This is a genomic window from Pseudomonas fluorescens (assembly GCF_902497785.1).
Taxonomy (GTDB): Bacteria; Pseudomonadota; Gammaproteobacteria; order Pseudomonadales; family Pseudomonadaceae; genus Aquipseudomonas; species Aquipseudomonas fluorescens_BO.
Genome location: NZ_CABVHK010000021.1, coordinates 139,322 through 152,092 on the forward strand (window position 1 = coordinate 139,322; position 12,771 = coordinate 152,092).

Consider the following 12,771-nt stretch of genomic DNA (forward strand, 5'->3'; position numbering starts at 1 on the left):
CGTTTTTATGGTTTCTGCCGTCGGCGGCGCACCGCGGACGGAGGCAAGAGAAACGTCTGCAATGAGCAATACACGGAGCGTGCCAGCTTGGCGATTACCTTTTTTATCAGATGGTTACGTCAAGTTCACTGCAGTTTTCCCTATCTGATCGAGAGCACCTGCGTCTAATATCGCGACAGCTGTTGCAGTCTGAGACAAGCATAGTTGCCCCGGCCGCAAGTGACTCACCGACGCTGCCAAACCGCGCCAACGCTCAAGTTTTCCACCAGGCCGTCGATAACCTGCTGACTCCAAACGATCAGGGAATGACGACATGGCAATCTCTTTAAACGCTGCCTTTATCCAGCCATCAGCCGCTCAGCTCAGCCAATCCAGCCAGCCTTTGACTGCGAAAAAGCTCACCGAAGAGCAGCAGAAAACCACGGTCAACATCAATCCGGCGGCGATTTACCATCCGAGTGACGACGCTCCGGTGACCAGCCCGACCATGGAAACAATCGAGACCTGGATCGGCCGTATGCAGTCGCCGGATTTCCCGCAGGTTGCCGAGCGGCACAAGAACGCCCATCAATCGCTGAAGTTCTCTTTCGAAGAATTCCAGTCAGCGTTGGCCCACACCCATCCGGATCTCGCCGAGAAAAAATTCGGCTTCACCGTTCAGGCGGATGGAAGCCTCAAAGCCCTCAACAGCTCAGGCCAGCTCAATTCATCCGACATGGATCGGTTGAACAAACTGCTGAATGCCTCCAGTTCGCTGAAATCGGCAGCGAGCAGTTACCGCGACGCCTCGATTGACCTGGTGGCCGCCGACTCGGTGTGGGGTGGCGCCTATATGGGCGGGTACAACCTGAACAAGGAGAACTTCGCCAGCACCATCGATCTGGGCGCGCTGTTTATCAAGAAAGGTTCGGTGCCAAACGCTGAAACCATCAACGGTTTCTTCTCTTCCCAGTTGTGGAGTAAAGGCGAGCGGATGACCCAGGCGACGGAAGTGCAGATGCTGACCGAACGCGCCGCCAACAAGGTCGACGTACTGGTCTGATTCGCTTGGTCAATGTTGCCCAGGCGTGGTGATTGGCCTGGGCTGAAAAGCAATCTCTCGAATCTCAACCGTCGTCGCGATTTGCGACAAAACCTCTAGCACCGTCGACCGCGGATTTGATCCCGCGCCCGCCGCCAACGGGCCATCCGACCCTTGCGGACAGTTGGCACAGGCATTGCGAAAGCCTCGTTCTCACGAACAACAAGAGGCCTCGCCATGACGCTCCCCTACCTGCTTCCCGCCACCTCGGCGTTCATTCAGCGCGCCCCGCGCATGCTTATCGGCGGCGACTGGGTCGAGGCCGCAGACGGCCAGACCATGCCCCTGCACAACCCGGCCACCGGTGAGGTGCTGTGCGTGGTGCCGCGGGCCACACCTGAAGATGTCGACCGCGCCGTGCTCGCCGCGCGCCAGGCGTTCGATGATTCAGCCTGGACCCATACTCGGCCACGGGAGCGGCAGAACCTGCTGTGGAAACTCGCCGACCTGATGGAGCGCGACGCCGAACTGCTGGCGCAACTGGAATGCCTGAACAACGGCAAAAGCGCCGCTGTCGCGCAGGTGATGGATGTACAACTGTCCATCGACTTCCTGCGCTACATGGCCGGTTGGGCGACCAAGATCGAAGGCTCCAGCGTTGAAGTGTCGTTACCGCTGATGCCGAACGACCAGTTCCACAGTTTTATTCGTCGTGAAGCGGTGGGCGTGGTCGGTGCCATCGTCGCCTGGAATTTCCCGTTGCTACTGGCCTGCTGGAAACTCGGCCCGGCGCTGGCCACCGGGTGCACCGTGGTGCTCAAACCCGCCGATGAAACACCGCTGACCGCCTTGAAACTCGCTGAACTGGTGCTGGAGGCCGGTTATCCCGAAGGCGTGTTCAACGTGGTCACCGGCACCGGCATCACCGCCGGTTCGGCCCTGACCCACAACCCGCTGGTGGACAAGCTGACCTTCACCGGCTCGACCGCCGTGGGCAAGCAGATCGGCAAGATCGCCATGGAATCCATGACTCGGGTCACCCTGGAACTGGGCGGCAAATCACCGACCATCGTCATGGCCGACGCCGACCTCAAGAGCGCCGCAGCCGGTGCCGCCAGCGCGATTTTCTTCAATCAGGGCCAAGTGTGCTGTGCCGGTTCGCGCCTCTATGTGCAGCGCAAACATTTCGACAATGTGGTGGCGGACATTGCCGACATCGCCAATGCGATGAAGCTCGGCAACGGGCTGGACCCGAGCGTCGAGATGGGCCCGCTGATTTCCGCGCGGCAGCAGGAACGGGTTTATGGCTACATCGAAAAAGGTCGGGAAAGTGGCGCGACCATCGCCTGCGGCGGTGAGCAGTTCGGACCGGGTTTCTTCGTCAAACCGACGGTGATCGTCGATGTCGATCAAAAGCACTCGCTGGTGCAGGAAGAGATTTTCGGGCCGGTGTTGGTGGCGATTCCGTTTGATGATGAGGCCGATGCGTTGCGCATGGCCAATGACAGCCCCTATGGTTTGGGAGCGAGCATCTGGTCGAATGATCTGGCGGCGGTGCACCGGATGATTCCACGGATCAAGTCGGGCTCGGTGTGGGTCAATTGCCACAGCGCGCTGGACCCTGCGTTGCCGTTTGGCGGGTACAAAATGTCGGGAGTCGGGCGGGAGATGGGGTATGCGGCGATTGAGCATTACACCGAGTTGAAATCGGTGTTGATCAAGCTCTGATTTTCAGCGTTCTTCAGGCCGCCTTCGCGAGCAGGCTCGCTCCCACATGGGTTCTTTGTCGATCAAAAATCCACTGTGGGAGCGAGCCTGCTCGCGAAGAGGCCCAACCAGTCACCATAAATCTCAGGGCTTGAATCCCTGAGCCAACAACCAACCCCTGATCATTCTCCCCTGCTCCCCGGTCAACCCCGCCAACGCTTGCTCAACCGGCTCGGTCCGCAACCGCCGCACCAACGGTGCCAGCTCAACGCCTTGCACATGCCAGATTCCCAGCGGCTGATCCGCTGTTATCACCACTTCAGCCTCATCCACAAACCCATCCTTCAACACCGGCGCCCGCTCAATCCGCAGCGCTGAAAAATCCGCCTCGGCATGCGCCACTTCAGCATCCGGCCACTGCCGCCGCGCCTGCCAGAACGGCTGATCCGCCCAGCGCTGCTCATCGGCATAAAAATCCCGGCCGATCCGCGCAAAACGCAAAAACAACTGTTCTACCCGTTGCTGATGAAAACGCTGGGCCAGCGCCATTCGTTCCGGCTTGCGCAGCAACGTATTGATTACCACCGGCGCCTGCAAGGCCGATGACAAGGACTGAAAAATCCCGTTGCCCGACAGCGGGTCCACTGCCATCGCCGCGTCCCCCACCCGAATCCAGTTATCGCCGCACAACTGCGCAGACAGAATCGCCGTGCTGCTGCGCGCATGCAGTTGCAGGTCCGTTTCCGGTTCGGCACCGAACAATGTCCGCGCCAACGCCGAACCCTGACGCCTTTGACGACAGTAATCCAGCAACTGCGCCTTGCCCGGCAATTGAGCGCTGGCCACGTCCACCGTCCACTGCCAATAACACTGACCATCCGCCCGTCGCGCCATCCACGCCCAGCCGTCCTCAAGGCTTTCCACGGCACTGGCGGTGTCACCCGGCGGACCAAGCCAGCGATTGAGCAGACTGACCGTCTCAGGCCCGCGCAGGCCTTTGCCGAGCGACGGCGCCTGACGTCCGCGAGCCTCTACCAGAAAAGCGCAGGCCAGTACTTTTTGTCCTTCGATCTCAACCCGATACCCAGTCGCCGAAGACTGAACGTTCAGCACTCGGCCCTCGATCAGCTCGACGCCAGCCAGGCGCAGGTCCTCGCGCAGGCCTCGATCAAAACGCGGGCGGTCCAGCAGAAATTCGATGTTTTGCGCATGCTGCTGGCCATTCCACGAGACCTGGCGCTGCGACGGCAATGCCGCATCCGCGAGCGCCTGATGCAGACCGGCGCCGCGCAAGGCGTCCAGCACCCGCACGGAAACGCCCTCCAGTGCGGCAAACCGGCGCCACTCGCTCACCAGGGTCACCGGGTAACCCAGCCGCCGCAAACCCAGGGCAACCGCTGCGCCGGCAGGCCCTGCACCGAGAATCAGGATCATGGTCCAGAGCGCCGTTCAGGCCCGCGGTATTGGGCATTCTCGCGCAACCAGGCGATCACTTGCTCATTACTCGCATCAGGCTGTTTCACCAAAAAACCGGCAATGAGCCCGCTCAACGCTGCGCACCCCAGGCTCGCGCCGGATTGCCCCGGATAAGTGCCGTGCACACACGCGGCGAAATCCGCCTGCGCGCTGTTGAGCCACGACCATTGGTTTTCAGCGCAGCGCGCATCGCCGGTCACGCGCAGCACCTGTGGATAATTCGCCGGGAACACGCCGTCGCCCTGCGCCGGGCTCGACGCACAGAGCAGAATGCCCCGCGCCACCGCTGCTGCGCAGGCCTCTCGCAACAGGCTGCGGTCCTGCCGCAAACCGAGGCTCAAATTGATCAACCGCACGTCTTGCGCCACCAGCCAGTCAATCGCCGTGGCGATCTGCAAGGCGCTGGTAACGCCACGCTGATCGAACACTTGAGCCACGCAGAACACCGCCGAAGGTGCCCGTCGCCCGATGGCCTCGATCACCGCACTGCCGTGGCCCAGCGGGTCGTCACGCAACTCGCTTTCGGCCAGGCCGTCCACCAGCAACGAAAAACGCCGCCCCGCGACCACCTGCACCCGTTGCGCCGCCGAATGGCCGCTGTCCACCACACCGATTCGCAGTTCAGAGTTCATGCTGCACCGTCTTTGAAGTGAGCACGCCGTCGAGCAATTCAAAGCGCAGATCGGCATCTGCCAGGGTGGAAGGACGGTGACTGATGAGGATGCGAGTGCGCCCGGCAAACAGTCGGTCGATGGCGTCGATCACTTCGCGTTCGGTGGCTTCATCCACCGCCGAAGTGGCTTCGTCGAGCACCAGAATCAGCGGGTCCTGCAACAGGGCCCGGGCAATCGCGATGCGCTGTTTCTGCCCACCGGATAATTGCTGACCGCGTTCGCCCAACGGACTGTCGAGGCCCTCCGGCAATGAAGCGATCAGGCTGTCGAGTTGCGCCAGCCGCGCCACTTCGGCAATGGCTTCGCGGCTGGCATCGGGCACGGCGTAAGCCAGGTTATCGGCGAGGCTGCCCCGAAACAAAACGATGTCCTGACTGACCACGGCAATCCTGCGGCGCAGCTGGAACAGGTCCAGTTCGCGCAGATCGACCTCGCCGAACAACACCCGTCCGGACTGCGGATCGTGGTGCCGTTGCAGCAGGTCGATCAGCGTCGATTTGCCAACCCCGGAACCACCACTCAGGGCGACTTTCAGGCCATAGGGAATTCGCGCATCGATGCCGCGCAGGGTGCTCGGGCGACCGGGATGGCTGAAGTGCACGTCGTCAAAACGCAGTTCGCCAGAGGCCGGCATCGGTTTCGGTTCAACAGGGGTCAGCACCGTCGGTTCCTCACCGCGCAGTTCCATGACGCGCCCGAGGCTGACCGTCATCCGCTGAATCGCCACGTAAAGCCCAAGCAGGCTCTGAACCGGGCCGACCGCCATCCCCAGATACGTGGAAAACGCGATCAGCGCGCCGAGTTGCCACGTGCCCTGCACCACCCAGTAACCGCCAATCAAAAACGCACAGGCCCGAGACAATGAGGTCAGCGTACCCGGCACCGCCTGGGTGAAAAACTCGGTGACTTGCAGGCGCAGCAGTTGACTCATGTAGCCCTGGCCCAACGCTTCCAACCGCCGCGATTCGCGCTGCTGCTGGCCGGCGGACTGAATGAATTTCATCACCGGCAGGGTTTCGACCATGAACGACGACATGTCCGCCGAACGCTCGCGCAACTGACGCACATCGCGCTCGACCTTGCGCCGCATCCAGCGCAGCCACAGTACATCGAGGGGAATCAGCACCAGTGCGAGCAACGACAGTTGCCACGATAACGTCAGCAGCATCGCGACTGCGACCACCAGGCCGACCACGCTCGACACCGCCGAGAACAACGAATCCACGGCGAAGCGCTGGATCTCGGCGACGTCACCATCGAGCCGCGACATCAGATCACCGATGCGGCGCTGCCCGTAAAAGCTCGGCGACAGGGTTTGCAAATGTCGATAGAGATCGTCGCGCAGCGAGAACAGAATCCGCCCGGACAACCGCGTGTGCAGATACCGATTGATTCCCGACAGCGCCGTGCCGAGTAGCCCGGCAACGATCATCAACCCGGCGATCAGCACCAGCATGGGGAAGTTGCGCGCGAGCAGGCCATCGTCAATCAGCAACTTGGTCAGCCACGGCTGCACCAGTACCAGCGATGACGCGCAGACTGACAAACCAAGCAACCCGGCGATGGCCAGACGATGTGGGCGCACGAAGCTGTAGAGCCAACGCAATGCCGCTTGCAGGGCCTCGGGGTTATGGCTGTCGATCAGCCGAACGATCAGACGCTGCATCACGAACGCAACTGTTTAAGCTTGCGATACAAGGTCGCGCGACTGATGCCCAGGGCGTCGGCAGCGGCCGAAACATTGCCCTGATGGCTGTCCAGGGATTGGCGAATCATCTCCAGCTCGTTTTCGCGAATGCTGCCAGACGCGGGCCGTTCGCTGGCGTTCAGTTCGTCGAGCATGCTGTCGGGCAAGTGATCGAGAGTAAGCACGCTGTCACCGGGCTCGCGCATGGCCAACGCGGTACGCAAGACCATTTCCAGTTGGCGGATATTGCCGGGCCAGTGATAACCCGCGAGCAGGCGGTTCAGGTCGTCGTGCAGCAGCATGTCTGGCGCATCGAGCCTGGCGAGCAGCCTGCCGACCAGCGCGCTGAAATCGTCGCGTTCGCGCAGGGCCGGCAGCATCACGCTGATGCCGTTGACACGGTAGAACAGGTCTTCCCGGAAGTGTTTTTCTTCCACCAATCGTTTGAGATCGCGGTGGGTGGCGCAGATGAGGGCGACGTCAATCTCCTGCTCTTCGCCGGCGCCCAGTGGCGCGACTTTGCGGTCCTGCAACACGCGCAGCAGGCGTGCCTGCAAGGCCAGCGGCATGTCACCGATTTCGTCGAGAAACAGCGTGCCGCCGTGGGCCTGTTGCAGCCGACCGACCATGCCGCCGCGCCGGGAACCAGTGAACGCGCCTTCGCGATAGCCGAACAGTTCCGACTCGATCAAACCTTCGGGTATCGCCGCACAGTTCACCGCCACAAAGGGTTTGTCGCAACGATTGCCGGCCATGTGCAGGGCTCGCGCGATCACTTCTTTACCGGTGCCGGTTTCGCCTAACAACAACACGGGCAATTCATTGGCCAGGCCTTGGCGAGCCATACGTAAAGCCCGGGCATAACGGACATTGCTGCCGGCCAGGGAGTCGAGATCGGGTTGTGCTTTGACGGGTTTAGCGGTGCTGCGCGCCGGTGTGCTGACGTTGATCGAACGCTGCGGTGCGCGCAGGGTTTTGTAGAAGAACTCGCCTTTGGCGGTCTGCAAACTGCCGACGCCACCCTGATGCAAACGCGAGAGCAGTTGCAAGCCATCGACACCGAGAAACTCCTCGCAACGTCGGCCAACCAGGGCCGAGCGTTCCGCATGGAGCAACTGGCAAGCCTGGGCGCTGACTGCGAGAATCTGCCCGCCGAGGCTCACTGCCAGCAGTCCCTGCCAAGGCGATTCGAGGTATTGCCGACGGCTGTGAAATGCCAGCACGATCTGGTCTGGAAAACTGGCGTTGAACACCCGGCTTTCGATCTGACTGACGGCCATGGCCAGCAGCGCGGTGCTGTCGTGAACGCGGCCGAGAGGACCTTCACGGGTGAGGTCGAGAACGCCGAGGATGTCGCCTTGGGGGCAATAGATGGGCACGGAAGTGCATGAAAAATCGGTGAGGCGATCGAGGTAATGCTCGCCGCAATCGATCATCGTTGGCCGCGCCTCCACCAGTGCGGTGCCCAGCGCGTTGGTGCCGCGAGCGGCTTCGCTCCAGCACGCTCCCAGGGTGATGTCTTGCAGGCCGCTGCCCTTGAGGCGATCGGCGCGGCCTTCGACCGCAAGAATGGTTGCGTCGGAATTGGCGAGGATGATCAAGCCTTCCTTGCCCTGACGTTCGGCCAGGTAATCGATCGCCGGCAATGCGGCATCGATCAGCAGGCGATTGCTCGCCAGCAGCACGTCGAGACTCGCGCTGGATTCCAGCGCCAGTTCATGTTTGCTGTTGAAATGCACACCATGGCCGAGGCTGCGCCGCCATGAGGCATCGATTTCCGCGCGCAACACGCCATCCGGGACTTCGCCCTCGAGATGGAGTTTTTCCCGGGCCAGCCGGGCTTCGCGATGCAGCTTGGGTGAAGTTGTTTTTATCAGCGTCATCAAGCGCTCCGGATCGGTCCGCCCCGCGCTCTTTTAAATTCAGCGCCCTAGAGCAATCTTTACGTTAACGTCAGGGCGATGGCAAGTGTGTTTCATCCGTTGCACCGCGCTATCTTCTTCGCGAGCAGGCTCGCTCCCACATGAGCGCGTTTTGACTGGAAATCGTTCAGTTCAATTCATTCAACTGTGGGAGCGAGCCTGCTCGCGAAGGCAGTGTGTCATTCAGCATTGAGGCTGACACTCCGCTTTCGCGACCAGACTCGCTCCTGCGCGTCAGTTAAACGTGAGGGTCGCCAGGGGCTTTGGCCGGCGTGGCGTACTGCGGTTTGAGATGGCCATCCTGGTCGAGCAACCAGGCGTCCATGATCTGGCGCACTACGGGGCCGGCGACGCGACCACCGGCCTCGCCGTTTTCGATCATCACCGAGATGACAATCTTCGGATGCTCGGCCGGCGCAAAGCCGACGAACAAGGCGTTGTCGCGATTGCGCTCCAGGGTTTTCGCCCGGTTGTAGCGCTCACCCTGTTTGATCGCGACCACTTGTGCCGTACCACTCTTGCCGGCGATGCGGTACTGGGCGCCCTGCGCTGCTGCCCGGGCGATTCCGCGAGCGTCGTGCATGACCATTTGCATGCCATGGTTAACCTGTTCCCAGTCTCGCGGATCTTTCAACAGGATGTTTGGTATGGGGTGCTCATCCACTGGCGCCACACCGTCCACCGTCCTCGCCAGATGCGGTCGATTCCAGACGCCTTTGTTGGCAATCAGCGCGGTGGCTTGAGCCAGTTGCAGAGGCGTGACCTGCATGTAACCCTGGCCGATGCCGAGGATTACGGTTTCGCCGGGGAACCACGCCTGACGGCGCGTGGCACGTTTCCAGGCCTGGGATGGCATCAGGCCGGCAGACTCTTCGAACATGTCCAGCGAGACCTTCTCGCCGAGGCCAAACATCGCCATGTAGTCGTGCAGGCGATCGATGCCCAGCTTGTGAGCCAGGTCGTAGAAGTACGTGTCGTTGGAGCGCATGATCGCCGCGTCCATGTCGACCCAGCCGTCGCCGCTGTGGTTCCAGTTGCGGTATTTGTGATCGAAGTCAGGGAGTTGGTAGTAACCAGGATCGAAGACGCGGGTCTGCGGCGTGACCACGCCGGCGTCGAGGCCCGCGATGGCTACTTCCGGCTTGATGGTCGAGCCCGGCGCGTAGAGGCCGCGCAACACCCGGTTGAACAGGGGACGGTCGATGGAATCGTGCAGTGCCGCGTATTCCTTGAAACTGATGCCGGTTACAAACAGGTTCGGGTCAAAGCTTGGCTTGCTGACCATGGCCAGCACTTCACCCGTCGATGGGTCGAGCGCGACCACTGAACCACGACGATCACCCAAGGCTTCTTCGGCGGCTTGCTGAAGTTTGACGTCGAGACTCAGGACGATATTTTTGCCAGGCACCGGATCGGTGTGTTTGAGCACTCGCAGCACCCGGCCCTGTGCATTGGTCTCGACCTCTTCGTAACCGACGTGCCCGTGCAGTTGCGACTCGTAGAATTTTTCGATCCCGGTCTTGCCGATGGATTGGGTGCCACGGTACTCGACCGTATCCAGGGCTTTGGATTCTTTCTCGTTGATACGACCTACATAGCCGATGGAGTGGGCGAAGTGCGCGCCCATCGGATAATGGCGCACGAATTGCGGTTCGACGTCGATTCCAGGCAGGCGGAACTCATTTACCGCGAGTACGGCGATTTGTTCCTCGCTCAATTCATAGAACAAAGTGACGGGCACAAAGGGATGGCGTGCCTGCTTCATCGCCTTGTCGAACAGAGTCCGGTCTTCAGCGGGCAAATGCAGGAGGTTGACTACCTCGTCCAGTTCTTCTTTGACGTCGGCCGCGCGCTCACGAGTGATGGTCAGATTGAAGCTGGGGCGGTTGTCGGCCAGGACCACACCGTTGCGGTCGTAGATCAATCCGCGCGCAGGGGTGATGGGCAAGACATGTACGCGATTGTTTTCGGAGATGGTCGAGTGATAGTCGAATTCAACGACCTGTAGCACATACATGCGCAGCACCAACGCGCAGGTGATGGCGACAACGAACAGCGCGCAGGCCATCAGTCGTCTGTTGACCAGACGGGTTTCTTTTTCGTGGTCCTTGATCGGGATCGGTTCGGGCATTTGTGCAGCTGCTCTGTGACTAAGAAAACGCCGATCCGTGGGCTTGAGATCATTCCTTTAAAAAACGAGCTGCACCATATCAAAAACCGTTCGGTCACTTTAGGGCCATTTGCACTAACCGCAGTTTTGGAGAGCAATAGATGGCCGAGGTGTGCTTTCCTGCGGACAAAACAAAACCCCTACCTGCATACGCAGATAGGGGTTTCGGAATTTAATCTTGACGATGACCTACTCTCACATGGGGAAACCCCACACTACCATCGGCGATGCATCGTTTCACTGCTGAGTTCGGGATGGGATCAGGTGGTTCCAATGCTCTATGGTCGTCAAGAAATTCGGTAGCCAGGTCGTGGGCCTTTACAGGTTCACGCTCCAGCGAATGGGTATGCGATAGATTTGTGTGTTGCTCTCGAACTTTCGGTTCATTGCGTCTTCACACACCGCAATCTGGTGCTCTTTCGCTTTTCAGCTCGAAGCAAGCAAATTGCTTGGGTGTTATATGGTCAAGCCTCACGGGCAATTAGTATTGGTTAGCTCAACGCCTCACAGCGCTTACACACCCAACCTATCAACGTCGTAGTCTTCGACGGCCCTTCAGGGGACTCAAGGTCCCAGTGAGATCTCATCTTAAGGCTAGTTTCCCGCTTAGATGCTTTCAGCGGTTATCTATTCCGAACATAGCTACCCGGCAATGCCACTGGCGTGACAACCGGAACACCAGAGGTTCGTCCACTCCGGTCCTCTCGTACTAGGAGCAGCCCCTCTCAAATCTCAAACGTCCACGGCAGATAGGGACCGAACTGTCTCACGACGTTCTAAACCCAGCTCGCGTACCACTTTAAATGGCGAACAGCCATACCCTTGGGACCGGCTTCAGCCCCAGGATGTGATGAGCCGACATCGAGGTGCCAAACACCGCCGTCGATATGAACTCTTGGGCGGTATCAGCCTGTTATCCCCGGAGTACCTTTTATCCGTTGAGCGATGGCCCTTCCATACAGAACCACCGGATCACTAAGACCTACTTTCGTACCTGCTCGACGTGTCTGTCTCGCAGTCAAGCGCGCTTTTGCCTTTATACTCTACGACCGATTTCCGACCGGTCTGAGCGCACCTTCGTACTCCTCCGTTACTCTTTAGGAGGAGACCGCCCCAGTCAAACTACCCACCATACACTGTCCTCGATCCGGATAACGGACCTGAGTTAGAACCTCAAAGTTGCCAGGGTGGTATTTCAAGGTTGGCTCCACGCGAACTGGCGTCCACGCTTCAAAGCCTCCCACCTATCCTACACAAGCAAATTCAAAGTCCAGTGCAAAGCTATAGTAAAGGTTCACGGGGTCTTTCCGTCTAGCCGCGGATACACTGCATCTTCACAGCGATTTCAATTTCACTGAGTCTCGGGTGGAGACAGCGCCGCCATCGTTACGCCATTCGTGCAGGTCGGAACTTACCCGACAAGGAATTTCGCTACCTTAGGACCGTTATAGTTACGGCCGCCGTTTACCGGGGCTTCGATCAAGAGCTTCGCGTTAGCTAACCCCATCAATTAACCTTCCGGCACCGGGCAGGCGTCACACCCTATACGTCCACTTTCGTGTTTGCAGAGTGCTGTGTTTTTAATAAACAGTCGCAGCGGCCTGGTATCTTCGACCGGCATGAGCTTACGGAGCAAGTCCTTCACCCTCACCGGCGCACCTTCTCCCGAAGTTACGGTGCCATTTTGCCTAGTTCCTTCACCCGAGTTCTCTCAAGCGCCTTGGTATTCTCTACCCAACCACCTGTGTCGGTTTGGGGTACGGTTCCTGGTTACCTGAAGCTTAGAAGCTTTTCTTGGAAGCATGGCATCAACCACTTCGTGTTCTAAAAGAACACTCGTCATCAGCTCTCGGCCTTAGAATCCCGGATTTACCTAAGATTCCAGCCTACCACCTTAAACTTGGACAACCAACGCCAAGCTGGCCTAGCCTTCTCCGTCCCTCCATCGCAATAACCAGAAGTACAGGAATATTAACCTGTTTTCCATCGACTACGCTTTTCAGCCTCGCCTTAGGGACCGACTAACCCTGCGTCGATTAACGTTGCGCAGGAAACCTTGGTCTTTCGGCGTGGGTGTTTTTCACACCCATTGTCGTTACTCATGTCAGCATTCG

7 protein-coding genes and 2 rRNA genes are annotated in these 12,771 nt (G+C 59.5%); 2 read left to right on the top strand and 7 right to left on the bottom strand.

The annotated features are described in order from the left end of the window. Window positions 1–313 precede the first annotated feature (313 nt). Window positions 314–1,042 carry a hypothetical protein gene (locus F8N62_RS26865; RefSeq protein WP_150713504.1) on the top strand — a complete coding sequence of 243 codons (729 nt, stop codon included), beginning with the start codon at window positions 314–316 and terminating at the stop codon, window positions 1,040–1,042. 216 nt (window positions 1,043–1,258) lie between these two features. After that, window positions 1,259–2,749, top strand: a complete 1,491-nt coding sequence (locus F8N62_RS26870; protein WP_150713505.1) for an aldehyde dehydrogenase family protein — start codon at window positions 1,259–1,261, stop codon at window positions 2,747–2,749. Between the two features lie 123 nt (window positions 2,750–2,872). On the opposite strand, the gene F8N62_RS26875 is transcribed toward F8N62_RS26870, so the two are convergent. The 7 genes from F8N62_RS26875 to F8N62_RS26905 all read right to left on the bottom strand — a co-directional run. Next, window positions 2,873–4,162: a tryptophan 7-halogenase gene (locus F8N62_RS26875; protein WP_150713506.1), complete on the bottom strand. Its 1,290-nt coding sequence runs from the start codon at window positions 4,160–4,162 to the stop codon at window positions 2,873–2,875. Then, window positions 4,159–4,836: a S8 family serine peptidase gene (locus F8N62_RS26880; protein ID WP_150713507.1), complete on the bottom strand. Its 678-nt coding sequence runs from the start codon at window positions 4,834–4,836 to the stop codon at window positions 4,159–4,161. The genes F8N62_RS26875 and F8N62_RS26880 overlap by 4 nt, the downstream gene beginning before the upstream one ends. Next, window positions 4,826–6,544, bottom strand: coding sequence for an ABC transporter ATP-binding protein (locus F8N62_RS26885; RefSeq protein WP_150713508.1), 1,719 nt, complete (start codon window positions 6,542–6,544; stop codon window positions 4,826–4,828). Before F8N62_RS26885 ends, F8N62_RS26880 begins: the two co-directional genes overlap by 11 nt. Beyond that, window positions 6,544–8,448 (bottom strand): sigma-54-dependent Fis family transcriptional regulator, encoded by a 1,905-nt coding sequence (locus F8N62_RS26890; RefSeq protein WP_150713509.1) that lies wholly within the window; start codon window positions 8,446–8,448, stop codon window positions 6,544–6,546. Before F8N62_RS26890 ends, F8N62_RS26885 begins: the two co-directional genes overlap by 1 nt. Window positions 8,449–8,725: 277 nt before the next feature. Next, window positions 8,726–10,618: a penicillin-binding protein 2 gene (mrdA, locus tag F8N62_RS26895; RefSeq protein WP_150713510.1), complete on the bottom strand. Its 1,893-nt coding sequence runs from the start codon at window positions 10,616–10,618 to the stop codon at window positions 8,726–8,728. Window positions 10,619–10,833: 215 nt separating this feature from the next. Then, window positions 10,834–10,949, bottom strand: a 5S ribosomal RNA gene (gene rrf / locus F8N62_RS26900). A 168-nt stretch (window positions 10,950–11,117) separates the two neighbouring features. Next, window positions 11,118–12,771, bottom strand: a 23S ribosomal RNA gene (locus tag F8N62_RS26905); the annotation flags it as partial.

Excerpts from the sequence above, each read along its gene's own strand:
- F8N62_RS26865 (WP_150713504.1), top strand. The coding sequence starts at position 314 with ATGGCAATCTCTTTAAACGCTGCCTTTATCCAGCCATCAGCCGCTCAG.
- F8N62_RS26870 (WP_150713505.1), top strand. The coding sequence starts at position 1,259 with ATGACGCTCCCCTACCTGCTTCCCGCCACCTCGGCGTTCATTCAGCGC.
- F8N62_RS26875 (WP_150713506.1), bottom strand. The coding sequence starts at position 4,162 with ATGATCCTGATTCTCGGTGCAGGGCCTGCCGGCGCAGCGGTTGCCCTG.
- F8N62_RS26880 (WP_150713507.1), bottom strand. The coding sequence starts at position 4,836 with ATGAACTCTGAACTGCGAATCGGTGTGGTGGACAGCGGCCATTCGGCG.
- F8N62_RS26885 (WP_150713508.1), bottom strand. The coding sequence starts at position 6,544 with ATGCAGCGTCTGATCGTTCGGCTGATCGACAGCCATAACCCCGAGGCC.
- F8N62_RS26890 (WP_150713509.1), bottom strand. The coding sequence starts at position 8,448 with ATGACGCTGATAAAAACAACTTCACCCAAGCTGCATCGCGAAGCCCGG.
- mrdA (WP_150713510.1), bottom strand. The coding sequence starts at position 10,618 with ATGCCCGAACCGATCCCGATCAAGGACCACGAAAAAGAAACCCGTCTG.